We start from the raw sequence: 25,481 nt of genomic DNA, 5'->3' as shown, positions 1-25,481 counted from the left end.
GTAGCAGATATAAAAAAATGCCCTCGCTGTTAATAACTCGCAGTTAAGAACAATGAGAGCAGTGCCATGCCATTTCACTTTAATATGTGATACACATGCGGCTTGTCCAATTTCCTAAAAGCATTTCTTAAATTTCAGTTTTAATGTTAATACGTAGCTTTTTGTTAGTCCTTGTGCAGAAATCTTGAACACAAATCAAAAGCTGTAAAAGTTACGAAAACCACAATTGCCGAGGGTTCAAGAATAGAAGTTACACAAAAGTGTGATTATCCTGTACTTATAGTTTTATTAAGTGGATTTGATTTAACGGAGTTGAGCAACTTCGATTACTTAGGTTGGTTTAAAATGGTTATAGCCGAAAGAACAAAACAGTTAATCTGTCCTCGAAGCTTGTTTGTCAAACCCATATTTTGTATCTGGCTATGAATTACTTATCAGCGCGGCAATATTTTTTTCAAGAGATTCAACAGCCTGATAGGTATATTGACTTAGCAAAGGCAGCGCTATTCATTGCACAAGAAGAATATCCTCATCTCGATCCCGAAGAGTATTTAAACGCATTGGATACGATGGCATGTGAATTACAAGAACGCTTACCAAGCGATCGCTATCCGATGAAAGTGATTCAGATTATTAACCAGTACCTCTACGAAGATTTGGGCTTTACTGGCAATACTGATGATTATTATGACCCACGCAATAGTTTTTTGAATGATGTGATCGATCGCCGCACGGGGATTCCTATTACTTTAGCTATGGTGTATTTGGAAATTGCCCGTCGGATTGATTTTCCTATGTTGGGTATTGGAATGCCGGGACATTTTCTGATTCGTCCAGATGTGGCGGAAATGGAGATTTTTGTTGATGCTTTTCATGCTGGTGAAGTTATGTTTGCTCAAGATTGTGAGGAAAGATTGAGCCAAATATATCAACAACCAGTGACATTGCAGCCTGAATATTTACCTACAGTTAGTAAAACTCAGGTTTTAGTACGGATGCTGTCAAATCTGAAGTATATTTATTTGAACCAGCAGGAGCTGGAGAAAGCCTTAGCTGCGGTTGAGCGAATTTTACTGCTGACTCCCGATGCAATTATCGAAATTCGCGATCGCGGTTTATTATCTTATCAGTTAGGGCGTTTTTATCAAGCCGAAACAGATTTACAACGATATCTCGCCGAATCACCCACAGCTAGGGATATTAAGGTGATTACACAGTTACTCAATCAACTGAAGGGAAGTAGGGAATAAAGTGGACGTAACTGGATTCGAACCAGTGACCCCGTCGATGTCAACGACGTACTCTAACCAACTGAGCTATACGTCCAAGCCTTATCTATCATAGCACAAGTGCCTGAAAAAAATCTACTATTTTGAAGAACAAAGCAGAAGGCAACTTGGTATGACTTCTGTCCTGGTAGTTTGAGGATGATGAGATTGCTACCAAATATTCCGATTCTCATGGATTATAAGTTTGTCTTCTTCTGAAAATAGAGAAGCTCTTCCATCAGAGGTTATGTATAAAGTAAACCTTAAGACCAAAGAAACCCGGTTTCTGGGATTTAACTATTGAGCATCATCTGAATTTATTGATGAGAAACCGGGTGTCTCCCTGTGCGACTATCCTGAGTATTTACTTTATAAATGTTCCCTAAGATGGTTCAATAATTGCGACTCTAAAAAATTGATCAAGAATTATTGGAAATCCGCATGAATGGCAATAAATCTTGGAGGATTGTCTCGTGATAGTGTTCTTGTGGATAATGTCCAACATTATTTAGTCGCACTATTTCCCCATTTGGTATTTCTTTGGTAAATTTTTCTGCCATTTCTACTGGTAACCAAGGGTCGATTGTTCCCCATTGAATTAATACAGGTTTTTGCCATGCTGGGAAACCAGTTTCAATTTCATTCATGGCTTGTTCAAGTTGTAAATTGCGAATTGTGGCAAGTAAAGCACGTCCTGAAGATGAGGATTTTAAAAATGGTTTGCGATAAATATCCAAATCTTTATCTTCAATTCGATAACGCGAACCCCCTTCTAAAGTTCTATCAACTAATAGCGGGTCTTGGGTAATCATTTCTCCCGCTAAAGGTAGACCCATTTGTTTAATTTTCCAGGGTACTTTTGCCGTCGTAGAAATTGGTGTATTTAAGATAGAAATATTTGCTATTTGTTCGGGATGACGCAAAGCATATTGTAATCCCACCGAACCGAGATAACCTTGCACAACTAACGAAAATTTTTCAATTTCTAATGCTTGAATAAACCCTTCTAAAGCATGAATAAAAGTATCTGGTTTGTAGGCAAACTCGTATTTTTCCGGTTTAGACGAAAAACCATAACCAATCCAGTCAGGCGCGATCGCTCGGTTTCCTTGTTGTGATAAAGCAGGTAAAATATTTCGCCAACTATAGCTTTGTGATACTAACCCATGCAGTAAAACTACTGGTAATAAATCACTGCGCCCGATCGGTTCAGATTCGCGATAAAACCAATCTAAAGAGTCAATTTTGATATTTTTTTCGAGAACTGCCACTACAATTTGTTATTGATTAATTGTTAATTAGAAACAATCATCTCACGAATTGCGATCGCAGTTGCAGGGGCAAGTAAAACGCCGTTGCGGTAATGTCCGGTGGCAAGCAGAATATTACTAAATCCTGGTAATTTTTCAATGATTGGGGCAGGACGATTTTCGGGACGGGGACGCAAACCCAACCAAGTGCGGGTAATTGTGGCATGGGCGAGTTGGGGGCAGTAGGATATTGCTTGCTGTTTTACTGTTTCTAATAATTCTGCATCTGGGGGTAAGGGATTTCCGATTTCGTTGGGAAATTCTACCGTCGCCCCTACCCAATAATCGGTAATGGGTACAATCCCCGCACCACAAGGAACTATGTGTACGTCATTACTCGTTAATACTGGTTGAAAGTCTGGGTTGCCTAAAGCATGTCCGACATGAAAATGTATCGCTTGTCCGAGTACGGGACGAATATCGACTTTTTGCTGTAATTGTTCTGTGAGGGGAGTGGAACCAAGTCCAGCCGCAATAATAGTCTTATCTGCGGTAATTTTGCCATTGTCAGTTTCAATTTCTATCTTTTCTCCCTGGGAATCTGCGGAGACACTGTGAACTGAACTGATTCCCAATACTTCTATCCCAAATTTAAAACTAACACCATTGAAAATTGCGGCATCCACCAAAGCCAATGTTAGCGTTATCGGGTCTAATTGCCGGTCTTGAGGGGAGTATACCGCACCGACGAATTTTTCAATATTTACTTGTGGACAAGCTTGTTGGAGTTGACTTTTGTCCCACACTTCCAACTGCCAACCTTGAGCCAGACGAGTTGCTGCCAGGTTTTCCCAACCAGTTAAATCATCCCCAGCCAAACATAAACTCAGAATTCCTTGACGGTTGAAAGGTATTTTCCGTCCCGATACTGCTTCTAACTTGGGAATCCATTCTTCATAAGCGGCAATACTCGCCTGTCGCATCCGCCAAGCCTTACCTTTGAGCTTGTGGCTGATAATGCCCATTAATACCCCTAAAGCTGCCCCTGTTGAAGCTTGTGCTGGGGGCTTTTGGTCAATTACAGTCACCTGTAACCCTTTGATTTGACTCAGTTCGTATGCGATCGCAGCTCCAACAATACCGCATCCAATCACAACTACATGCATAATTTTTGGGGAAATGGGTACTGGGCATGAAACATAGAGATAATATTAACTCGCAATGCCCCATGCCTAATCCCCCATGCCTCAATTAATTACCCTTCTTCAGCAGAACTACTGCTTTCAGGTAACAATTGCAGGAATTTGTCAAAGTCAGAATAAGCGGCAGCAAAATTACTTGCGGCAACTACCTGATTACCAGAAGTCGCTGCTTGATCAATTTTAACCAAATGGTCAAATAAATCCCGGGCAATTTTGCGGGCAGCTGGTTGGTCGTTGGGTAAGAGATTGGGAATAATATAGGTCATGTCCAAACGAGCTTCCGCCATTGGTCCATGTATAAAATTACCAACCTTAATCCATTCTTTTTTACCGATTAACTGTCCAAGTTCGGCAGCACGCTCACGTACTGTAACGATATCAGTCTTGTATTCATTAATCTTTTGCACTTGTGCTTGGGTATAAGTTGGAGGTGGTGTTGATATTGCCGGACCTCCACAACTCATCAAGAATGTTGCCAAAAATACCAGAATCAAGGAAATAAGAGTCCGTTGACGTGCCATAAACAGAGCTTATTTGTTAGCCAATTAACAGTGTCATTGTGACATAATCCCGTACCAAATCGATGATTTAAGCACTAAACAATAAAATTGAGTATAATTACTCAACTAGTTTTTCAGAATAATTCTAAAAATACATTCAAACAACAAATCTATACATTGACTTCTGAGGAAGAAGCTTCTCGATTTTGGCTAATTTTTACCTCTTCAGATGATTTACTCATGATTCTTATTGTTGATTGTACATAATAAATATGTGCTATTAGTTACTATAGATATGTTCATTTTTGTTACTAATCACCATCGCAGCGATAAAGTTGATAGGGAATGCCAATGCGATAATATTGCTGAATATCTTGCTTACAGATATTTTGAGATGCAAGTATGATTTGTGCGGGAAAATCGCGCTGGCGTAAACCGGAAGCAATCAACCACAAATTTAAGCGTGGTATTTCTAAGTCTTGGGTTTGGGCTGAAGCTGATTGTAATTGTTGTGGCGATCGCTTGATTGAGATATTATTGGTAATATCTTTTAAAACTTCTTCAAAATTATTTTTTTTACTAAAAAAGGCGAATTCTGTAGGTTGTGAGGCAACGTTATATTTGGCATTATTTTTTGCTTGCAGTTGTTGCAAAGCTAATGTAAAACTTAATCCGAGGGCTATATCTTGATAATTACTATATCCAACTACAATTGTCGTGGGTATAGAGGGTTCTTGATTTAGATTTTTTGCGACTAATCCCGGTTGAAAAGGTTTTTGAAAAACTAAATTGAATAGTAGGAAGAGACAACTAATGGTTCCAAAAAATAAAACTACAAAAATGGGATATTTAATTAATTTAAATTGAAGAAAATTCAGTTTTAAAATCTTAGATATGATAATTAAATTTTGAGATAAAGGAAGTTTAAAATTAGATAAGTATTTTTTTTGTTTTTTCCGAATAACTCTCTTATCTCTATTATCTTGAACTATTAAACTTGCAGCTAGTAAAGCACAAAAGCTAGGGTAGTAAATAAAGTTATAACGAGGGACAACAGTAATGTCTTTTTGCAGTAAATAAATAATAGCTAAAAACTCGAAAATTACCCAAACAGTAAAGCTACATAAAATAAATGCTGAAAATTTAGTTTTTTCTGCAATTAAAAGTCTTTTAACTCCTTGGATAAATTTTCTCCCAATCCAAATTCCGGCAAAAATCATCAAAAATGCAGAAAAGGCAGCATTAATTATTGGTTGCTTTTCTACAGGTAAGGAAATAACCATCAACACCCAATTGATAACTGTTTGATATAAAGGTGCAATATGTTGAGGAGCATGTAACCAATCAGTATCGGAACTCTGGGAATGATTGAGTAAAATTGCCAACCAAGGCAGAAAACTAATAGCAATTAATAATATTGATAACAACAGAGCCAAGCAAACTTGTGGAAAAAGCCGAATATTCCGCCTTTGCCAAACTAAAAATAAAATTAGCGTACCCACTTGGGCAATCAGGGCAAGAATACAAAAATAATGAACATAAAGAGCAATGCTATTGATAATTACCCAGTAACACCATACCCAAACTTGGATTTTATCAGCTTGAAAAATATCTTTTTGAATTTGTATTAATCCGATTAGTGCCAAACTAATCAGCAGCATCGGTAAAGTATAGTGACGTGCCTCTTGGGAAAGATATACCGCAAACGGAGAAACAGTCATACAGGCAGCCGCAGCTAATCCAGCTTTGGGTGAAAAAGCAATTCGATTGAGCCAATAAATCACGAAAATCCCAACAATACCAAATAATACAGGAAGCGATCGCACTCCGAACACCCAGTTTATCCCCCAAGATTGCAACCACCCCAACCACACATACATCCCACAGAAAAATAAGGGCGGGTGGGTTGACTGAGCAGCAATATTTTCGGCAATCTGACTACAACTAATTCCCGGCTGATAAGTGAAAATATCTGTTATTTTTGTTAAAGGTAATATTTGATCAAGTGGTAAATCCTGATAACTTTTACCTAAACTAAAAATGCTGGTAATTATCTCATCCATCCACAACGGCTTCAAATCTAAATTTCCCAACCGCAGGATTGCACCAAGTATTATGACTCCACTTAAAATTAAATAATGGAAATGTTTATTGGACATGTAGGAGAACAAGGAGAAAAGGGAAAAATTATTGAATAGCAAATTTTGAATTCAGCAATCACGAAATTACTAATAACCATTAACCAGAATCTTCTATGTCCGACGCTAATCTTACCAATACAGTGCCGCAAAACTATCTCCAAATTGAAGTAGATGGAAAAATAAAAGCGTCTTTGCTCAGAAGTCAAGCAATTGTAAATATCCGTAACAGTTTACGATTGGGACAGCAACAAATGGCAGATTGGAAAAGTGGAAAATTAGCAGTTTCGGCGGTTCCTGGTGCTGGGAAATCCACAGGGATGGCGGCGGCAGCAGCAATTGCGATCGCACGTCAATACGAAGATAATGCTAACACCCTTCGCAATACTCGCCGTCAATTAGTTGTTGTCACCTTTACCCGTTCGGCGGCGGCAAATATTAAAGCCAAAATTCGCAAATATTTACGCGATGATTTATCTTTACCCCAAACTGGATTTGTCGTTCAAACTCTACACGGATTAGCGTTAAATATCGCCAGTCGTCATCCGGAATTATCAGGATTGCAATTAGATGAAGTGACTTTAATCACTGCAAATCAAAGTCATCGTTTGTTGCGGAATGCTGTTGAGCAATGGATTGCTTACCATCCTGGACGTTATATGCGTTTACTGGAAGGTGTCCAATTTGATGGAGAAGAGACAGAGAGATTACGGAGGCAATCGGTATTGCGAACGGAAGTATTGCCAGATTTAGCCACAACCGTAATTCATGAAGCCAAAAGTTCCGGTTTATCACCCGAAGACCTGCGGGAATATAGCAAACATATCAACGACGAATATAAAATTCTCAATATCGCCGCCGGATTATACGAACAGTATCAGGAATTAATGCGATCGCGCGATTTTATCGACTATGATGACATGATATTAGCGGCATTGCGGGTATTGAATGACCCCTATGCAAGGCGGATTGAGCAAAATCAGGTATTCGCCGTTTTTGAAGATGAAGCCCAAGATTCCAGCCCATTACAAACACAGCTTTTGGAGATTTTGGCGACGGATGCGGAGGTGGAAACAGGGGTAGAAAACACAACCACAGGCAGATATACGCCCCCATCCGTTAATCTAATTCGGGTTGGCGACCCCAATCAAGCCATAAATTCCACCTTTACCCCGGCAGACCCGATCTATTTTCGGGAATTTTGCGAAGAATGTCACGGAATTGGACGACTTGCCACAATGGATCGTGCAGGACGCAGTACCCCAATTGTGATTCAAGCCGCGAATTTTATGTTGAATTGGGTGAATAGTTTGTATGCAGGGGAAAGGGTAAAAGAAAACACAGGGACACGGGGACGAGGAGAGGGGAAGAATTCTTCAGTTTCCAGTTCTTCCTTCCCGACACCTTTTCGTCAACAAATGATTCATACTGTTGATCCGAATGATCCGCAACCGGATGCAAATCCCCCCCACATCGGACTGGGACTGGAATTATATACTCCTCGCGATATTCACCATAGCGTCGAATTACTGCAACAGCGTGTAGTAGAACTATTTGCACCTAACCCCAGTAATACCCGTGCTGCCATCCTCGTGCGCGAAAATCGCCAAGGTAGATGGTTAGCGGCAGCCCTTGCTAATGTTTGTAAAGAAAATCAAATTATTTTGTACGATGCCGGAGAACGCGATCGCCATTCCCACGTACCTGCGGAAATTTTAGCATTACTACAATTCTGCGATCGCCCCCATTCTCCTGACTACCTGAAAGCGAGTTTGGAGGTGATGGTGCAACGTCAATTAATCCCAACTCAAGATTTGAATGCCCTTGCGGCTCAACCGGAGGATTTTCTTTACCCCACACCCCTGGCGACACCCCAAACTGAGCCTGTACTCAGGGCGGCTCGCTTATGCCGAAGTTTACTCAAGGCAAAGCTGGAATTGCCTTTGTATCAATTAATTTCTTTTCTGGCTTTAGCTTTAAATTATGACCAAGCCGAACTTGCTACAGCCGATAAACTTTCGGAACGGGTAAATTTACAAATTGCCGGGAATAGTTCCATGGGTTCAATGCTAGGTGTACTCAGCGAAATTGTCACCTCTGAGCGTTTTGAAGCAGTAGAAACTGAAGATGTCGAAGCTCGTTATACCCGTGGTGGGCAGTTGACTATCATTACTATGCACAAAGCCAAGGGTTTAGATTGGGACTACGTATTTATACCCTTTTTACATGAAAATTTAATTCCCGGTAAGTTTTGGGTACCGCCACAAAGTCAATTTTTAGGCAATTTTACTTTATCAGAAGTTGCTCGCGCTCAAATTCGGGTAGCACTTCACCACGGCAAAGAAAATATTCCTAGTATTACAGAGGCTTGGGAACAGGCAAAGTATTTAAAAATAGCGGAAGAATACAGATTGCTCTATGTTGCCATGACAAGGGCAAAACGGATGTTGTGGATGTCTGCTGCCAAAAAAGCACCTTTCACTTGGAGTAAGCCGGAGAATTTGCAAGAACAAAATCCTTGTCCAGTGTTTCCTGCTTTAAAACGGCAATTTCCTGAATGTGTAGTTGATTTAGCTGTAGCACCCAAATAATGGGATACTGAAATTACCAGATAGCGATCGCAATTTTTAGACAATTAATTAATCAGGAAAAGCTAAACCAGTTCTGGGGTCGCGGATATATAATCCGAGAGTGAGCGATCGTATCACCTCATCCCAAACAGGTATTAATTGTTCCGCTTGATCTGCCCAATAGTCAAATGTAATCAAGCATTGAATATTTGACCCCAAACCAATGCAAGTCCGCGAAAAAGCTTCCCGTGGCTCTGTTTGAGTATCAATAAACTTAATCTCCATCCACATAATTCGCGCAGTTTGCCGCTTGACGGTAATAACTTCTCCCCTTTCAATAATGTTGCGACTGTCATCTGCCATAATTTTCTTCAAAGTCGTTTTCAGGGGAAACAAACTCCAGTCATTAGGTGGCAAATGATTGTAGGATACCTCCAGCGCACAATCATCATCGGGTGGTTTTTTGTCGAGAAACTTAAATGATTTGTCCTGTGGTTCACAAATCCATTTTTGGGGGACATGGCAGCGCACAGCCCCCCTACCAGCAACAAAAATCTTATAGCCTTCAGAACCTTGCCAATGATGATCTGGTTTCAGTTCAAGTGTCTCTTTAATCCACTGGAGATTGCTTTTCTTTCGCTTTGCCATATTGCTTTCTCTGGTGATGAGTACCTACTTTGTTGATGCTATCAAGCTATTAAGTTGTTATCTTTTAATTTTATAACTCCTTGCTTAACTACGTTGTAAAAACTCAATCTTAGGTAATAACGGATCAGAAACAATACCAATGCCAACAAAACCCCAACGCTTCATTAAACCGGATATTTGACTACCAGAAATTGATTCCACACCCAGTTTATTTGCTAAATCACCTGCATGAGTATTCAAATAACTCATCGCGTCAAAATCTTCGTTAAATAATAATAAATAGCTTTTTTCCTGTTCATTGGGACGTGCAGCTAAATATTTCCCATCAGTTTTAGAACGAATTAAATAATAGATTTCTGTCATAATTCTTTCAACATCAATATTAGGGAAGTGGGCAAGTAATGTGTAACTTAGCACTCGCCACTTTCCACTCCTAAGGAATCATGTAAAAATAAGTAGTGCAAGCGTCTCGCTTGCTATTTTCCAAAAGCGAGCTTTCCGTCCCCGGAGTTTTCCATGAAGAACATCTCCCCGGAAACTCCTCTCCACACTACTTATTCAATTTATTTTGACACAAATACTAACTAATTCAAATCTTCAAGTTTAATTCTGGGGTCGGCAGCTTTGAGCATTAAATCAGCAACTAAGTTACCAAATATTAGTAATACCGCACCCATGACCAAGCTTGCCATTAATAAATACAAATCTTGATTGTTGAGTGCTTGTAAAGTTAATCTACCTAAACCGGGCCAGTTAAAGAAAAACTCGGCAATAAAGGCACCATTGAGTAAACTTGCCAATTCAAACCCTAGAAGAGTGATTAGTGGGTTGATGGCATTGCGAAGGGCATGAACGTAAATAACGCGGTTTTCTGGTAAACCCTTGGCGCGGGCTGTTTGGATGTAGTCTTGGCGCAATACATCTAGTAATTCACCGCGTGTAATCCTCTGTAAGCCAGCAAAACTAGTAATACTGAGGGCAATAGTTGGTAAAAGCATATGCCAAAGCACATCCAGAATTTTACCAAACCAATTCAATTCATCGTGGTTGATGCCTGTCATCCCACCGACGGGGAACAAGGGAGCAGTGACTTGGGCGAAAATTAGCAGCAGTAATGCCGTGACAAAACTCGGAAAACCTTGTCCCGCGTAGCTAATAACCTGGAGAATTCTGTCAGTGGCACGATTTTGTTTGACGGCAGCGATAATACCGAGAGGAATTGCGATCGCCCATGTCACAATTAAGGAAGAAAGTGCTAACACTAGGGTGGCAGGCACCCGTTCTGATAACAGCGATGAGACTGAACGTTGATAGACAAAACTCTGTCCAAAGTCTCCTTTTGTCAAAATTCGCTGTAACCACAAGAAGAATTGCTCAAACCAAGACTTATCCAAACCGAACTGACGCTTCAATTCCTCAATTCGCTCCGGCGAAATTTTCGGATTTTGTTTTAATGTATCGAGATAATCGCCAGGGGCTAATTGAATAATGATAAATGATAATGCCGAAGCTAAAAATAAAGTTAATAAGGCTTGCAATACACGCTTAATTACGTAAATAAACGTCTCACTAGTTACGAGTCGAATCAGCCAATCTCGCCCTGATACAAAAGAAACTCTAGTTGCTGTCATTTTTTAATAGTTTGCTTGTTGCTTGTTGGTTAGTTTGGTTATTGGGTAATAGTTACTACTGAATGTAGTTGTTTAACAATGTCTTTACTGTCACCCAGTACGTAGTCACAATCAAACACCAATAAAGAGAGTGTGCTGCCCTCCCGCCAGGAGCTAACTACACTCTCTTCGGGTTTGATATTTTATTCAACCTACCTACTGCATCTAGTAACCATTCACAAAATTAATACTCAACTAACGAGATAATCGGCACATCAGGTAAGTGTCTGCGCCCTTCTAAATCTCGTAGCTCGATGATAAACCCAAATCCTACCAGTTCGCAGCCAATTTTTTGTAACAATTTTGCAGTCGCACCTGCGGTTCCACCTGTGGCAATCAAATCATCGACGATTAAGACACGACTTCCTTGTGTTAAGGCATCCTGATGGATTTCTAAGCAATCAGTGCCATATTCCAACTGGTATTCTACTGAGTGAACCGCAGCAGGTAATTTCCCTGGTTTACGAACAGGAATAAAACCAGCCTCCAATTGATAAGCTAGAGGAGTGCCGAAAATAAAACCTCGTGATTCCATGCCGACTACATAATCAACCGTCAAATTTGCCTCAATACATTTTTGTTGTAGCAAATTAATTGTGTAGCGCAAGCCATCGCGATCGCGTAGTAATGTTGTAATATCCCGAAACATAATTCCAGGTTTGGGAAAATCAGGAATATCACGTATTAAAGATTTTAAATCCATAGATGAATAATAGTGTAGAAGGTGAGAATGGTGGCGTAAAAGAGGAAGAGTGAGCCAGTCAGAGAGGTAAAAATAATCAATATTTCTCCATCCCCCTGTTTCTGATTCCCTTTTGCACTCAAATACCCCAGAATCGTACACTATAATGTCATAGTTCCTTTCTGTGTAGACAAAGAGGACGCGAGATTACTTGTTAACTAATTAAGCGTAAACCAACACTGATTTCAGTATAAATACGCTTGCAAAGCAGTGTTTCAGCAATCCTGTGGATTGACGATTGGAATAATCTACACCAAGCTAAGGATGTAACTACGCAATTAGCAAGCAGGCAAAATTATTGTCTGCAAGTTAGTGTCTCAAAAATAAAAAATCCATGCAAAATCTTGATTTCCGTATACGGAAACGATTGAGGCAAATGAGTAACTAAATGTATATATTAGACAATCGCTATGAAATTTCGGCAAAATCAACAGTGAAAAAAAACTTTTTCTGGGAATCTTTAGTCTCTAGTAGTCTGTAAATTTAATGTTGGAGGGTAATTTTTTTGCGTGTCCCCGCGTTTCTGAATTTCCCCATCATAAATTATCTTTCATTGCAATTTTGACAGAGTAATCCTAATCCTCTAAATCCTAATTTCTATCTGTTGCAGCCTTTTTACGGTACTTATAATGAATGTTTCTGCCAGTTTAACCTCATATAACGATAGTTCAACTCCGCGATCGCTACCAATGATTCTGGATACTTTGCCCAATCCGGTGATTGAGGGAGAAGATTGTCCTCGTCGCACTCGCGTACAAATAGACCTACTACTATTGGCGATCGAAGCACTAGAATTAGGTGGTTCGGAAGCTATTTTGGCATTTGCCCAAGAATTAGAACTCAAAAGCATTATTAAAGATAGAGTTAATCTCTGGCGGATGCGTAGCAGTAATCCAATTCGGAGAGCGTATATACGTCGCCCCTTAAGTATTATGGAAGCTAAAGCCTTAGTGGTAATTGCTTGCTACATTGCTCGACGCTTAACAGTTACTATCCGTCAATTGCTCATCATCTACCAACAGATGAGTGATAAACAAATTCCTCTCGAACAAAATCTGAGGCTCTCAAATTATCTCGAAAGGTTCCGTGCCCATTTTAAAAGCCGGATGAATCCTCGCCGCTCAGGTGTAATCGCCATCACCTCAGAGGAGAAATTAGACGAATTAGCAATTCATTTATTGGGACAATTATTATTCTGTACAGGCACTTCCGGGATGCAGAGGTTCTGGATTAGCTTGTTTGATGGCGAAGTCAATTAATATCCCCGTAAAGTATCTGGCAGGCTTGATTTTAGAGGTTTACATGAATATTCAAAGAAAATATAGTTTACCAAATTGCACCTTACTTTTAGAAGGTTTAAGTGACGCTAGCAGGACAGCACATTATCAAGAAATGCGTCCTGAGTTATCAATATTAGTCAATGCCGAATGTTATTTATCCGGTTTACAACAACCCTTATCGGGTGGACGAGAATTTTTTGAAAGCTTGGTACGTACAGTTAATGCCTATGCCCAAGAGTTTTTGAGCAATGTACCTAATCCACTCTTAAAACATCAAGATTCGGAAATCGTCCAGCTATACAAAATTGATAGCAATCGCCACAAACTGATTGTCAGCTCCGAAGTCCCTGCTCAATCTGCGGAATATAGCGCATCTGGGGCGACAATACCAGTCGAATTTGAATTAAATACAGTCCAACTCTTTGATTTAGTCGAAGCTGTAGACCAATTTTTTGCCGACAGCCAAACATTACCAGAAGTTACTCTCGCCCTGCAATCGGTTTCCCGAAACGACGCTGGCGCAAATCAAGCTTTAATTAAACAAGCAGTTCCAGCTAGTCTGGGATTATCAAGTTTAGCCGCCGCCGCCTTTGTATTTAGCTTAATTCCCGCGCCACAACCGAAAACACCAGAGCTACAGTCTCAACAAGAAACAAATCCAGCTACAAGCAACCCGACATCATCCGCTTCGGCAAATCCTGTAGCTGCTACCCCTATAGATGTAGCGAATAACACTGCAACACCAACACCAGCCCCAACGCCAACAACCACAGCAGTAGCATCTCCAACCGCCAGTGACATTGAAGCACTGATTAAAACTGTTCCCGAAATTACCGATCCATCCCAACTACGGGCACTAAATCGTCAGGTATATAATCAAGTCAATCCAGCTTGGACAAATCGTAATACTTTAGAAAATGATGCGGTTTATCGAGTTGGAGTCGCTACTGATGGTGCAATTCTTGGCTATAAAGCAGTTAATCAATCCTCAAACGGCGAAATTAGTAAACTACCTCTACCAAATCTGCTGTACAATCCGGCAACTAGACCTCCAATTACCAACGAGGCGATCGCTCAATTTCGGGTAGTATTTAGAAAGAGTGGCGCACTCGAAGTGAGTCCCTGGCGAGGTTATGCCAAAACCCCACAGGTTATCGGCGAAAAAATTCAAGACCCCACTCAACTTAAGGATTTAAATCAAAAGTTATACGATCAAGTTCGCGCCAATTGGGGTGGTACTCCCACATTTTCCAGTGACTTAAAATATCGAGTCGCAGTCAACAAAGATGGCAAAATTGCCGATTATGAACCCCTAAATCGCGGTGCTTTCGATTTCTATCGAGAAACACCCCTACCAAAAATGTTTAACGATATCTATGGTTCTAATGTGGCTGCCCCAAATCAGAAAGAAGCATTAGCACATTATCAAGTTATCTTCAAGCCCAGTGGCAAGTTAGAAATTCAACCTTGGCAGGGATATAAATAGTTAATTTAGAGTTAATTTAGAGTTAATTTAGAATTAATTGCGACTGAATTTGAGAAAAATGAGCGGTGGGGAGAATTAGTAATGCTACCCTTGGAGCATAAACAAGCTACGTAATTATTAACCACTTTTGGGGGTTTAATTCCCCTGCAACTAACAAGCAGCATATTTTGTGTCGGGGTCAAATCCCCGTTACAAAACATAATTGCGTTAGCGAAGCTCTTCCTAGGAAGCATTGCGTGCGAATTGCGAATTGTTTTAAACACCCCATCCCCCTATCTCCCCATCTTTGCGTCTATTTAATCGCAATTCTTGAGGCAAGCTGATATTACTTGATAACCCTCCCCATATAACTGCCCCATAATTGTGCAGCTTGGGCACTACTACCAGATGTCGGCTTATTGTCGTCATTTCCCAACCAGACACCTGTCACCATCCGCCGACTGGGGACATAGCCAATATACCAGAGGTCAACATTTTTATCAGTTGTACCTGTTTTTCCAGCTTCACCAAAACCGATCGCCGCTCCTCTGCCTGTACCACTTGTAACTACACCGCGCAGCATACGAGTCATTGTTTGGGCGATATCTTTACGGAGGACACGCTTGTTGGCTTCCCGATCTTGATCAAATGAATAGATCACCCTACAGGTTTTGAGGTCATTACGATCGCGACAGATACTGGTATCCAAAATTCGGCTGATGGCGTGGGGTCGATTCCATACACCCTCATTCCCAATCGCGCCAAACGCCCCCGTCATCTCCATGACATTGACAACACTTTGACCTAATACTAATCCCGGTACAGGGTCAAGAGGCGATCGCACACCCATTTTTTTGGCTTCTGCAACCACTTTATCTAAACCAACTTCCTGCGCCACCCGCAAAGCAATCGGATTTTCTGACAAAGCTAGCCCTGTTGCCAGGCTGAAACTTGTGCCAGCACCCGCACGACAGGGTTTATAGAGAAACCCTTGCCAGCGTAGGGGCGCGCAGGAATAAGACTTTTCCGGCGAAATCCCCTTTTCGATTGCCGCAGTATAGGCGAATACCTTGAAGGTAGAACCTGGTTGACGTTTTGCTTGGACGGCACGGTTAAATTGGCTGGTGCGAAAGTCTGTACCACCCACCATTGCTAAAACGCCACCTGTACTCGAATCCAGAGTCAGCACTGCACCCTGTGAATATTGCAAGTTTCTCCCATTTTGAGCGATGGAATTTCGCAATGCTGCTTCCGCTTGGTTTTGCATTGATGGATCAAGTTGTGTCTCAATCAAAAAATTACCTTCTCTGGCTAAGTCGCTTCCCAACAAAGATTCGAGTTCTTGAAAGACATAACTATAAAAATAGGGGGCGATGATTTTTGATTGTTTTTCACAAACTTTGGGACTAATATCTACAGGCGATCGCCTCGCTTGGTTATAGTCGTCAGTTTTGATTTTGCCCATCTCTAGCATTCGTCGCAGCACCCGATTGCGGTACTCGATTGTTTGCAACTTATTCTGACTAGTACCACAATAATCAAACCCATTCGGCGCAGGCAAAATTGCCACTAATGTGGCTGCTTCTGCTAAGGTTAATTCCTTCGCGGATTTATCAAAATAAAATTTACCCGCATCCTCAAAACCATAAGCGTCTTGTCCGAGAAAAACTCGGTTGAGATAGGTAAGCAAAATATCATTTTTGCTATAAAAAGTTTCTAATTTCAGCGCCACCACCGCTTCGCGGAATTTTCTTCCTAATGAATCCTGCGCCCCCACATAATTGCGGAACAAACTGCGGGCAACCTGCTGTGTGACTGTACTGGCTCCCTGTTGTACATCTCCACTACGGGTGTTAATTAATACGGCTCTAGCTACCCCTAATGGATCAACGCCGGGATGCCAATAATAACGGCTATCTTCCGATGCCACAACTGCATTTGCCAGGTAGGGACCAAAGTCTTCTAAGCGTTTCATATCAATGTGGGCGGTGGTTCGCGGTTCGCTCAGAGGTGTGACACCATCACGGGCGTAGACAAGTACAGGAGCGCGTGTGGCTCCAGGTAGTGGTCTTACCGAAAACTTCAGCCATTCAACGCCAATAGTTACAGCAATTAGCCCGGCGATCGCACCAACTCCATAGCCAGTCCAGGTTGCTGCATTTACATACCAAGGTGGTGGGTCTACATATTGCAAGCGTACTGATGCTGCCAGTTCTGGCGGTCCCAAGGTGAGGATATCGCCATGACGCAACTCTAGGGAAGTAACCCGGCGCTTACCTCGGTAAATGCCATTCGTGGAATTTTCATCTTTGATACTAAAAACAGGATGTCGCTGGCTGGAATCCCGCGATAGGGACAAATGGATTTGGCTGACAACCGGATTGCGGACAACAATATCGGAGGATTTGGAACTGCGACCGAGAATATAGCGATCGCCCAACAACGGATATACTTCCGCACTTTGCGCCCCCGCATCTTGAACCCAGAGTTCTGGGACTCTGGCATTTGGCTTCAACGCTAGCTTGGAAAAATCGACCCGCGCTTGAATTGTCTGAACTGCTTGTGTCAATTGACCAAGCAAAGTTTGCGGTTTTTGGGGTGGTTGGGGGGAACTCATTGGCTATTCACACCACGGTTTTTACTGAAGAATTGGGCGAGTGACGAAACTCTGGGGGAGTCCCTATGGGTAGCTTGCTTCTGTTAAGAGTAGGCGATGCTGCGATTCCACTATTGTAGCGACCTCGTTCCCCACTAAACATATACATGCTTGGGTGAACTATTTCCCCAACAAGGTTCCCAGACAACGCTCTCAAACAATGCGATCGCTGTTTTTTCTACCCTGTGGCAACGTCTTTCCGACTGGAAAGGCGCTCTACGCCTGTTGCAGACACAAAATTGTCATTTTCTCCGCTGCAATTTTTTGATTAAGCACTATATCATCAATTACTGTTCTTAAGCTCATATCTTAAATCTGGCATGAATTCAGCACATGGGAACGGTTTTTACCAATAACCAACCATCTCAGATGGACGTTAGCAATATCAAATAGTTTCCAATTCAATGGCAGACTCAAAGTCATCATACATATTAACTAATGTTGAACAGTCAATTATTTTACATTTTTCGCGATCGCAAACATACCCCCAAAAAAACTATATGCAGCCGATAAAATTCTCTCTATTTACCACAGCGTCTAACTTATGCGGTTGGGTAAACCAAGAAATTAATTTTAATTTTGTATGGGGTAAACTACTAATTATTGAAAAAGTGATGTAAATTTTACTTAGCTCTACTACCTCAATATCGAATTATTAAAATCAGAAGGCGTATTTTTGTAAAAAATACATCTGCATTTGGGAAGATTTCCTAAATGTTATTGTTTGATTTAATGGGCGGAGTATTCTGTCAAGGTGTTGAGGTTAAGTAATATGAAGGGAAAATTTCTAACCCTAGTTGGTACAGCACTAAGTTTGGCGTTAAGTTGCAGTGTTGCCAACGCCCAGTCAAGCAAATTCCCTGAATTGCAAGCACAAAACAGCAGTACATCTGCCCCAGATAAAAAGCTTGCCCCAGATGTGATGGAAATTCTATGCAAAAATTTCCCTCTTAATAGTCGCTGTCAAAGTGACGCAGATGCGAAAACTCCATCCACTCCATCTGAAGGCACAACTGAAACAACTCCTGAAAGCACAACTACTACCCCTGATAGTGGGACTCAAGTAACTCCTCCTGCGGATTCAGGAACAACAGACGGAGGTTCGACTACACCCGCACCATTACCTGGTAGTACAGTGCCAGATAACACAAATCCTTCTGGAACTTCCACCCCTGATTCCAATATTCCTAGTGATAGCGGAACACCTGTAGCTCCTCCTGCTGATGGGACAAATAATCAGGAAGCAGCGCCTTTACCAACTCTCCCTGAAAATCCAGGTAGTAATAATGATGCTGGTTCTGGTAGCAGCACAGAACCATTGAAAACACCAACTTCTGAGACTCCTAGCAGCACAGAGCCATTGAAACAGACAATACCTGCTTCCCCAGACAAAATGAATGTCCCTAGCACTATTTCTCCTGAACAAACTCCTGGTTCTGGTTTGGAACCAACACCTTCAACAGGTGTGAACAATTAATCAACAACTTTGAGATGAAGTTGATCAAACTTACCTAAGATAAGAGCAAGATGATAAATAACCGGGATTCCTTTGGAATCCCGGTTTATTTTTGTCTTTGCCAGCAAATGAGGCAATAAAGCACAACAAACATTTAGGCTGTTAACTAGTACAGTACGGCGTAAATAGGGCAAACCTTAATTTGAAGGAAAAAGCTTATATATCAACATTTTGAGCATTCTGCTTTCTGCCTTCTTAACTTCTGCCTTTTGTCTCCTGCCTTCTTACTTCTGCCTTCTTGTACTAGGCTGTTAAATTACAGCATCAATCCTTTTTGTTACAATTAACGCGATCGCCGATTAGAAGTTGGACTTTTTTGAAAACTACCAATTAATAAGCAAGCAATACCAATATTAATAAATACATCCGCAAAATTAAATACTGGAAAATTAATCAGCCGAAAATCCAGAAAATCGACAACATAACCCAGCACAAATCTATCAATCCCATTGCCCATTGCTCCACCAAGAATAAAGCCATAACCTAGTCGTTCCCAAATGCTTAACTCCGGAGCGAATAAAGCTAAACCCACCAAACCTAAACTAACAAATAATGATAACCACTTGAGGGAGTCTACTTGACCATCTAAAATACTAAAGGCTGCTCCATAATTACGAACATAGGTAAAGTGGAACACTCCTTCGATTAATGGTTTTGTTTGTCTGAGTTGGAAAGATTGCAAAACCCAATATTTGGTAATTTGATCTAAGAAAAAAGCGATTAAGGCTGCAATCCAAAATTGGCGGTTTTTTATTTGCATGAATCTAGGAAAAGGGAATGGATAACTCGGAGATGGGGAGAAATCGAAGTAGGGGCAAGAATATTTGATTGTGTTTGTTCTTGCATTTTTCTCCCTGACTTTGCACCTCTGAATCTAATAAAACATTAAATGCCGCAATATAAACGCCACGACGGTGACTGCACAAATGACAATAAACTGTCCTGGTAGTGTATACCAGGAATGTTTTAAGATTGCTTGGAGCAAAGACTGTGTTTCTGTACCTTTCCACTGTAAAAAATAGCCCAGAGCTAGATAGATAATTCCACACAGGTGAACAGTTAATAAGCCGCAAAGACAACTAAAAGCAAGTGTTTCCAGTTTTGGTCTAGCTTTAAATGCCAAAAGTCCGCAAATCCAAGCCCCCGGAATGAAGCCAAGCAAATAACCAAATTGCAATAACTTCACATAGCCAATCCCACCACCATCTGAAAATACAGGCAGCAGGGTTAAACCCATGACTAAATAAGCAATTTGCGATAGCGCACCTGCATTTTTGCCTCCCAAACATCCGACTAACAAGACACCGCCAATTTGATAACTGACACCTAATGAAAAAGTCTGAATTCCGTACTTACTCCAACTCCAGGGTAGGGTGGTGACAGATGCGTCGAGGAAGGTTCCGCCCATAGTCAGCAGTAAGCCAATCATAGACCATAAAAGTTCATTGGATGCGGCTAGCATGTATCAGGTATTTGTCTAGAAGTTTCTCATGTAAAAGTGAAAAATAAGATTTTACTCTTACTATTCATACTTTGACCAATTATACTTCGACAAAATTTAACATTAAAATTGATACAAATCATTATTTCATCGTTATTTTTTGCAGCAAGATTGGCTCCCAGTCATCCTCTTTTATTTGCTTGGTTCAGCCCCATATCTTAAAAATATCATTCTCAAAATAAATGGCTCTATCGTTCTCCTGATACAAAAACCCTATGTTCTATTTTTAAAGCAAAAGCTGGAAACCCCAAAACCCTCGCCATTCAATCACTCAGACAAATATATAGCGTTGTTTTAATACCCAAAAACAGAAAATAAGCGGTAGAACTGAAATACATGAGAGTCAAGACACAGAAAAAATTATCATTAACTTGTGTATTGTCACCTGTCTGAATAGAATTAAAACTCAAAAAACAGTGTAAATACTTAGTAAATAAGTGTTTTAAAATACTGGGCATAGGTTGTTGGATGGATAGTTCCCAGGTAATTGCAAACAACCGAGACTGAGTTGAAAAGCAGAAAAACTTCGACCATAAAATAAATTATGTGAATTAGTTAATTAGGCGATATTTCCTTAGTATTTAAGATTTAGATTGTTCCTCCTAGCGATCGCATCTCAGTAATCGTAATTAAGAATTCAGTAGCCCAGCAAAATATAAAGATTTTCTATGATTACCCCAAAATATACATATTTGACCTGTCTCCTTTAACCTTCTCTTTACCCTAGTGCGATATATTGTGATGGCTATATATTGACATTTCCCAGAATACCTTCATATGCACTTGCGTAACTGTGTAAGTAACATTCCCCGTTCCTGGCGAGCATTCCCTGCATTGGCATTGAGTTTGAGCTTAGTAGCTTGCGGTGGAGAACAAGCTGCCAATACTCCTGGTGGGGAAACATCGCCCGGTGCGGCAAAGGAAGCAACTGCTTCGACTTCCGGAAAACTAGACCTTGGTGGTAATGTGTCCGTTACAGGTGCGGGTGCATCTTTCCCCGCACCTCTTTATGCAACATGGTTCCAATCTTTGAACAAAAAATATCCCAACTTGCAAGTTAACTACCAATCAGTTGGTAGTGGCGCAGGTGTGGAGCAGTTTACCAAAGGAACTGTTGACTTCGGCGCTAGCGACGTAGCAATGAAAGATGATGAGATGGCTAAAGTGCCAGCTGATAAGGGTGTGCTGTTGTTACCTGTGAGCGCTGGTAGTATCGTGTTAGCTTACAACTTGCCGGATGTCCCAGAAATGAAGTTGTCACGAACAGTCTACACAGATATTTTACTAGGCAAAATTAAATCTTGGGATGACCCAGCGATCGCAAAACTGAATCCCGATGCGAAACTTCCAAAACAACCAATTACCTTCGTCTATCGTTCTGATGGTAGCGGAACCACAGGTGTATTTACCAAGCACATGAGCGCCATTAGCCCGGAATGGAAAACAAAAGTTGGCGAAGGTAAAACTGTCAACTGGCCTGTGGGTGTTGGTGCTAAAGGAAATGAAGGTGTAACCGCGCAAATTACCCAAACACAAGGGTCAATTGGTTACATTGAGTATGGTTATGCCAAGCAAAACAATATCAAGTTTGCAACCCTTGAAAACAAGGCGGGTAAATTTGTTGTCAGTAACGAGATATCAGCATCAAAAACTTTAGAAGCAGTTCAACTACCAGAAAACCTGCGGGCATTCATTGCCGATCCAGATGGTGATGAATCTTATCCAATTGTTTCCTATACCTGGATATTAGCTTATAAGAAGTATCCTGATGCAGTCAAAGCCAAAGCAATGGAAGCAATGATTGAATATGCCTTGACAGAAGGTCAGAAGCAAGCACCAGAACTGGGTTATGTACCTCTTCCTGCCAATGTAGTTCAAAAAGTTGCCGCCGCCGCCGACCAAATCAGCCCCGACTACAAAATTGCTGTGGGTGATGGTGCAGGTGGTGCTAACGCTAGTAAGTAGTAATTAGTGCATAGTCTAGGAGATATCTAATTTGTAAGTAATTATAGATATCTCAAGATTGGCTAATAAAATAACCAATCATTTAGATAACCAAATAATTGTTTTTGTTTGCTCCTACACACATTTATTGTTGATAGATAGAGTTATTCATGAATACACTCGCTGAGAACGATCGCTCCAAAAGTCAAACGCGATCGCCACTGGAAAAAAACCTCGATGTTGCTTTTATTTGGCTGACAAGAATTTGTGCCCTGGCGATCGCAGGTGTTTTACTATGGATAACGTTTCAGGTGGCAGTTCAAGCATTACCCGCCATCCAAGAGTTTGGTCTCGGCTTTTTAGGGCAAAGCACTTGGAATCCTGTAAACAACGAGTACGGAGTGCTACCGCAGATTTACGGAACTTTAGTCAGTGCATTTCTCGGTCTTCTAATTTCTATCCCGATTGGTGTAGGTACAGCAGTTTTATTGAGTGAAAAATTACTACCAAAACCAGTAGAAACAGTCTTAGTTTTTTTGGTGGAACTACTGGCTGCGATACCCAGTGTTGTCTATGGAGTTTGGGGCATCTTTGTTTTAATTCCCATACTCACAAACATCGGCAAATGGCTCAACGCTACACTTGGCTTTATTCCGCTTTTTTCTACAGCCCCAACCGGACCCGGAATGATGCCTGCGGGGATAATTTTGGCAATTATGACTTTGCCAGTAATCACAGCTATTTCCCGTGATGCCTTAATATCCGTACCTCCTAGCCTACGACAAGCCGCAGTTGGATTAGGTTGTACCCGATGGGAAACCATTTGGCAAGTTTTGGTTCCAGCAGCATTTTCAGGTATTGTCAGTGCCATCATGTTGGCACTAGGTCGTGCGATGGGCGAGACAATGGCTGTAACCATGCTAATCGGCAACTCGAATAACATAAGTGCTTCGCTTTTTGCACCAGCTAATACAATTTCCTCGCTGTTGGCAAACCAATTTGCCGAAGCCAGTGGCTTACAAGTTGGAGCCTTAATGTACGCAGCATTAGTTTTATTTGTTTTAACTCTCATTGTTAATGTCTTGGCAGACTTAATCGTCACACGAGTCCAACGAATTTAGTATTTGACGACTTCATTTGTGGGTTTTTCATCTGGTGTCTTTTCTGTTTTTTTAAAAATATGGCTTCCAGTATTTCCAACCAGTCGAACAACGGTTACACTTATGGTAGTTTAACGCGATCGCAATCACCTCGAACATTGCTCAGTACGGTAATGGTTGGTATTGCTTTCCTATGTGGGATACTATCATTATTGCCATTAATAGCTGTACTTTCTTACGTACTAATCCAAGGTTTTAGTAGCTTAAGACCAAGCTTGTTTACCGAGTTACCACCACCCCCACTAGTACAGGGTGGTGGTTTTGGTAACGCGATTGTTGGCACATTATTAATGGTAGGTATCGGAGCATTAATTAGTGTTCCGATTGGTGTATTAGCAGCAATTTATTTAACGGAATTTAGTTCTGGTAAATTATCGCGGTGGATTCGGTTTGCAACTAATGTTCTTAGCGGTGTGCCTTCGATTATTGCAGGTGTATTCGCCTACGGGATTGTAGTTGCCACTACTGGTGGATATTCCGCCGTCGCTGGTGGTTTTGCACTCTCAATTTTGATGCTGCCGATTATTATCCGCACCACTGACGAATCTCTGCAACTAGTATCTCAAGACTTACGCCAAGCCGCAGTTGGAATTGGTTGCACTAAATTTCAAACTGTTGCTTCCGTAGTATTACCAACCGCACTACCAGCAATTGTCACTGGTACAACCTTGGCGATCGCTCGTGCATCTGGTGAAACCGCACCTTTATTATTTACAGCCTTATTCTCACAATATTGGACTAATAGTCCCTTTGTACCGACAGCTTCGCTAGCAGTTTTAGTGTTTAACTTTGCTATTTCACCCTTTAAAAATTGGCAATCCCTTGCCTGGGCTGCATCTTTAATTTTGGTGTTAATGGTTTTAGTCACAAGTATTATTGCGCGTTTGGCAACAAATCGCAAAACTTATTGAGTAACACAATTCACTTTGGATTTTGGATTTGAGATTTTGCATTAAAAATTCTCACTAAAAAATTCTTTTACAAATCCGAAACACTACTAACTTCGATTTGGTACAAAGCAAAATTTCGCAACACCCAAGTCAAATTCACTATTTTATGGCTACAAACATTCGCACTGCTAATGATACCCAAACTGTTCTCAGAACAGAAGGATTAAATGTCTACTACGGTAAATTTTTGGCAGTTAGTAATATCTGGTTGGATATTCCCAAAAATCAAGCTACAGCCTTTATTGGTCCCTCTGGTTGTGGTAAAAGTACATTGTTACGTTGCTATAATCGCCTTAACGATTTAATTGACAGTTTTCGAGCCGAAGGTAAGGTGGTTTACCACGGTCAAAACCTCTACGCACCAGAAGTAGACCCAGTAGAGGTGAGAAGACGGATAGGCATGGTTTTCCAGCGCCCCAACCCATTTCCTAAATCTATCTACGACAACATTGCCTTTGGAGCCAAAATCAATGGTTATAAAGGTGATATGAATCAACTTGTAGAAGATAGTCTCAAAAAAGCTGCATTGTGGGACGAAGTCAAAGATAAACTCAAGCAAAGTGGTTTGTCGCTTTCTGGTGGACAACAACAAAGATTATGTATTGCGCGTGCGATCGCAGTTCAACCTGATGTTATCTTAATGGATGAACCTTGTTCTGCACTTGACCCCATTTCTACATTGCGCGTAGAAGAACTTATTCACCAATTAAAAGAGCAATACACAATTATTATCGTCACCCACAACATGCAGCAAGCATCACGAGTGGCTGATAGAACAGCTTTTTTCAACGTTCAAACTTCTGAAAAAGGCGGACGTACAGGATACTTAGTAGAATGCGATCTGACTGAAAAGATTTTCCAAGACCCTCAACAAGAAGCAACCAAGGAATACATTAGCGGTAAATTTGGTTAATTTAAACACCAAGCTTTTAAAAAAAGAAAGTTCGCCAAAACAAATTTGTTTTGGCGATTTGTTTTGATGAATATACACGTTAATACAAAAACAAAGGCTTCTCTAAAT

At 41.0% G+C, this 25,481-nt stretch carries 21 protein-coding genes and 1 tRNA gene; 10 read left to right on the top strand and 12 right to left on the bottom strand.

Annotation, left to right across the window (positions count from 1 at the left end; all coding sequences use genetic code 11):
* Positions 1-422: 422 nt before the first annotated feature.
* Positions 423-1,250 carry a SirB1 family protein gene (locus VB733_RS22180; RefSeq protein ID WP_323342225.1) on the top strand — a complete coding sequence of 276 codons (828 nt, stop codon included), beginning with the start codon at positions 423-425 and terminating at the stop codon, positions 1,248-1,250.
* A gap of 2 nt (positions 1,251-1,252) precedes the next feature.
* Here the strand turns inward: VB733_RS22180 and VB733_RS22175 are convergent.
* From VB733_RS22175 to VB733_RS22155, 5 genes are all read right to left on the bottom strand, one after another.
* Positions 1,253-1,326 (bottom strand) — tRNA-Val (locus VB733_RS22175).
* A 361-nt stretch (positions 1,327-1,687) separates the two neighbouring features.
* Complete coding sequence (locus tag VB733_RS22170; protein WP_323342224.1) at positions 1,688-2,539, bottom strand: alpha/beta fold hydrolase; 852 nt, start codon at positions 2,537-2,539, stop codon at positions 1,688-1,690.
* Positions 2,540-2,562: 23 nt separating this feature from the next.
* Positions 2,563-3,684 carry an FAD-dependent oxidoreductase gene (locus VB733_RS22165; protein ID WP_323342223.1) on the bottom strand — a complete coding sequence of 374 codons (1,122 nt, stop codon included), beginning with the start codon at positions 3,682-3,684 and terminating at the stop codon, positions 2,563-2,565.
* A gap of 89 nt (positions 3,685-3,773) precedes the next feature.
* Positions 3,774-4,241 (bottom strand): photosystem II protein PsbQ, encoded by a 468-nt coding sequence (gene psbQ, locus VB733_RS22160; RefSeq protein WP_323342222.1) that lies wholly within the window; start codon positions 4,239-4,241, stop codon positions 3,774-3,776.
* A gap of 290 nt (positions 4,242-4,531) precedes the next feature.
* On the bottom strand, positions 4,532-6,379 hold the full coding sequence (locus VB733_RS22155) for a glycosyltransferase family 39 protein (RefSeq protein ID WP_323342221.1): 1,848 nt from the start codon (positions 6,377-6,379) through the stop codon (positions 4,532-4,534).
* A gap of 95 nt (positions 6,380-6,474) precedes the next feature.
* Between VB733_RS22155 and VB733_RS22150 the strand changes: the two genes are divergently transcribed.
* Entirely contained in the window at positions 6,475-8,949 is a 2,475-nt protein-coding gene (locus tag VB733_RS22150; RefSeq protein WP_323342220.1) for an ATP-dependent helicase, read from the top strand.
* Between the two features lie 48 nt (positions 8,950-8,997).
* Here the strand turns inward: VB733_RS22150 and VB733_RS22145 are convergent, their stop codons facing one another.
* From VB733_RS22145 to VB733_RS22130, 4 genes are all read right to left on the bottom strand, one after another.
* Complete coding sequence (locus VB733_RS22145) at positions 8,998-9,576, bottom strand: hypothetical protein (protein ID WP_323342219.1); 579 nt, start codon at positions 9,574-9,576, stop codon at positions 8,998-9,000.
* Positions 9,577-9,660: 84 nt separating this feature from the next.
* A complete protein-coding gene (locus VB733_RS22140) occupies positions 9,661-9,942 on the bottom strand; it encodes a hypothetical protein (RefSeq protein ID WP_323342248.1) in 282 nt (93 codons plus the stop codon).
* Between the two features lie 218 nt (positions 9,943-10,160).
* Positions 10,161-11,207: an ABC transporter permease gene (locus VB733_RS22135; protein WP_323342218.1), complete on the bottom strand. Its 1,047-nt coding sequence runs from the start codon at positions 11,205-11,207 to the stop codon at positions 10,161-10,163.
* Positions 11,208-11,430: 223 nt separating this feature from the next.
* Positions 11,431-11,949 carry an adenine phosphoribosyltransferase gene (locus tag VB733_RS22130; protein ID WP_323342217.1) on the bottom strand — a complete coding sequence of 173 codons (519 nt, stop codon included), beginning with the start codon at positions 11,947-11,949 and terminating at the stop codon, positions 11,431-11,433.
* Between the two features lie 668 nt (positions 11,950-12,617).
* Between VB733_RS22130 and VB733_RS22125 the strand changes: the two genes are divergently transcribed.
* Both VB733_RS22125 and VB733_RS22120 read left to right on the top strand, forming a co-directional pair.
* Positions 12,618-13,247, top strand: a complete 630-nt coding sequence (locus tag VB733_RS22125) for a DUF3038 domain-containing protein (RefSeq protein WP_323342216.1) — start codon at positions 12,618-12,620, stop codon at positions 13,245-13,247.
* 43 nt (positions 13,248-13,290) lie between these two features.
* Positions 13,291-14,754: a DUF4335 domain-containing protein gene (locus VB733_RS22120; RefSeq protein WP_323342247.1), complete on the top strand. Its 1,464-nt coding sequence runs from the start codon at positions 13,291-13,293 to the stop codon at positions 14,752-14,754.
* Between the two features lie 325 nt (positions 14,755-15,079).
* Here VB733_RS22120 and VB733_RS22115 read toward each other — a convergent pair whose 3' ends face one another.
* Positions 15,080-17,350 (bottom strand): transglycosylase domain-containing protein, encoded by a 2,271-nt coding sequence (locus VB733_RS22115; protein ID WP_323342215.1) that lies wholly within the window; start codon positions 17,348-17,350, stop codon positions 15,080-15,082.
* Between the two features lie 443 nt (positions 17,351-17,793).
* Between VB733_RS22115 and VB733_RS22110 the strand changes: the two genes are divergently transcribed.
* Together VB733_RS22110 and VB733_RS22105 are read left to right on the top strand one after the other, a co-directional pair.
* Positions 17,794-18,009: a hypothetical protein gene (locus VB733_RS22110; protein WP_323342214.1), complete on the top strand. Its 216-nt coding sequence runs from the start codon at positions 17,794-17,796 to the stop codon at positions 18,007-18,009.
* Positions 18,010-18,161: 152 nt separating this feature from the next.
* Entirely contained in the window at positions 18,162-18,866 is a 705-nt protein-coding gene (locus tag VB733_RS22105; protein WP_323342213.1) for a hypothetical protein, read from the top strand.
* A gap of 322 nt (positions 18,867-19,188) precedes the next feature.
* Here the strand turns inward: VB733_RS22105 and lspA are convergent, their stop codons facing one another.
* Entirely contained in the window at positions 19,189-19,665 is a 477-nt protein-coding gene (gene lspA / locus VB733_RS22100; RefSeq protein ID WP_323342212.1) for a signal peptidase II, read from the bottom strand.
* Positions 19,666-19,779: 114 nt separating this feature from the next.
* Positions 19,780-20,367: a biotin transporter BioY gene (locus tag VB733_RS22095; RefSeq protein WP_323342211.1), complete on the bottom strand. Its 588-nt coding sequence runs from the start codon at positions 20,365-20,367 to the stop codon at positions 19,780-19,782.
* Between the two features lie 816 nt (positions 20,368-21,183).
* Between VB733_RS22095 and pstS the strand changes: the two genes are divergently transcribed.
* The 4 genes from pstS (at position 21,184) to pstB (ending at position 25,373) form a co-directional block, all read left to right on the top strand.
* On the top strand, positions 21,184-22,371 hold the full coding sequence (pstS, locus tag VB733_RS22090; protein ID WP_323342210.1) for a phosphate ABC transporter substrate-binding protein PstS: 1,188 nt from the start codon (positions 21,184-21,186) through the stop codon (positions 22,369-22,371).
* 149 nt (positions 22,372-22,520) lie between these two features.
* Positions 22,521-23,471, top strand: coding sequence for a phosphate ABC transporter permease subunit PstC (pstC, locus tag VB733_RS22085; RefSeq protein WP_323342209.1), 951 nt, complete (start codon positions 22,521-22,523; stop codon positions 23,469-23,471).
* 59 nt (positions 23,472-23,530) lie between these two features.
* Positions 23,531-24,421: a phosphate ABC transporter permease PstA gene (gene pstA / locus VB733_RS22080; RefSeq protein WP_323342208.1), complete on the top strand. Its 891-nt coding sequence runs from the start codon at positions 23,531-23,533 to the stop codon at positions 24,419-24,421.
* A 145-nt stretch (positions 24,422-24,566) separates the two neighbouring features.
* Positions 24,567-25,373 (top strand): phosphate ABC transporter ATP-binding protein PstB, encoded by an 807-nt coding sequence (gene pstB, locus VB733_RS22075; protein ID WP_096615099.1) that lies wholly within the window; start codon positions 24,567-24,569, stop codon positions 25,371-25,373.
* Positions 25,374-25,481: the final 108 nt, after the last annotated feature.

Origin of the sequence: Calothrix sp. UHCC 0171, assembly GCF_034931845.1 — a bacterium.
Taxonomy (GTDB): domain Bacteria; phylum Cyanobacteriota; class Cyanobacteriia; order Cyanobacteriales; family Nostocaceae; genus Brunnivagina.
The sequence above is the reverse complement of the archived record's forward strand: the minus strand, read 5'-3'. Positions and strand labels throughout refer to the sequence as shown.

Coding starts and splice junctions, on each gene's coding strand:
- VB733_RS22095 (WP_323342211.1), bottom strand. CDS start 20,367: ATGCTAGCCGCATCCAATGAACTTTTATGGTCTATGATTGGCTTACTG.
- VB733_RS22155 (WP_323342221.1), bottom strand. CDS start 6,379: ATGTCCAATAAACATTTCCATTATTTAATTTTAAGTGGAGTCATAATA.
- lspA (WP_323342212.1), bottom strand. CDS start 19,665: ATGCAAATAAAAAACCGCCAATTTTGGATTGCAGCCTTAATCGCTTTT.
- pstS (WP_323342210.1), top strand. CDS start 21,184: ATGCACTTGCGTAACTGTGTAAGTAACATTCCCCGTTCCTGGCGAGCA.
- pstA (WP_323342208.1), top strand. CDS start 23,531: ATGGCTTCCAGTATTTCCAACCAGTCGAACAACGGTTACACTTATGGT.
- VB733_RS22180 (WP_323342225.1), top strand. CDS start 423: ATGAATTACTTATCAGCGCGGCAATATTTTTTTCAAGAGATTCAACAG.
- VB733_RS22135 (WP_323342218.1), bottom strand. CDS start 11,207: ATGACAGCAACTAGAGTTTCTTTTGTATCAGGGCGAGATTGGCTGATT.
- VB733_RS22105 (WP_323342213.1), top strand. CDS start 18,162: ATGAAGGGAAAATTTCTAACCCTAGTTGGTACAGCACTAAGTTTGGCG.
- pstC (WP_323342209.1), top strand. CDS start 22,521: ATGAATACACTCGCTGAGAACGATCGCTCCAAAAGTCAAACGCGATCG.
- VB733_RS22110 (WP_323342214.1), top strand. CDS start 17,794: ATGGCAGACTCAAAGTCATCATACATATTAACTAATGTTGAACAGTCA.
- VB733_RS22125 (WP_323342216.1), top strand. CDS start 12,618: ATGAATGTTTCTGCCAGTTTAACCTCATATAACGATAGTTCAACTCCG.
- VB733_RS22150 (WP_323342220.1), top strand. CDS start 6,475: ATGTCCGACGCTAATCTTACCAATACAGTGCCGCAAAACTATCTCCAA.
- VB733_RS22115 (WP_323342215.1), bottom strand. CDS start 17,350: ATGAGTTCCCCCCAACCACCCCAAAAACCGCAAACTTTGCTTGGTCAA.
- pstB (WP_096615099.1), top strand. CDS start 24,567: ATGGCTACAAACATTCGCACTGCTAATGATACCCAAACTGTTCTCAGA.
- VB733_RS22165 (WP_323342223.1), bottom strand. CDS start 3,684: ATGCATGTAGTTGTGATTGGATGCGGTATTGTTGGAGCTGCGATCGCA.
- VB733_RS22145 (WP_323342219.1), bottom strand. CDS start 9,576: ATGGCAAAGCGAAAGAAAAGCAATCTCCAGTGGATTAAAGAGACACTT.
- VB733_RS22120 (WP_323342247.1), top strand. CDS start 13,291: ATGAATATTCAAAGAAAATATAGTTTACCAAATTGCACCTTACTTTTA.
- psbQ (WP_323342222.1), bottom strand. CDS start 4,241: ATGGCACGTCAACGGACTCTTATTTCCTTGATTCTGGTATTTTTGGCA.
- VB733_RS22130 (WP_323342217.1), bottom strand. CDS start 11,949: ATGGATTTAAAATCTTTAATACGTGATATTCCTGATTTTCCCAAACCT.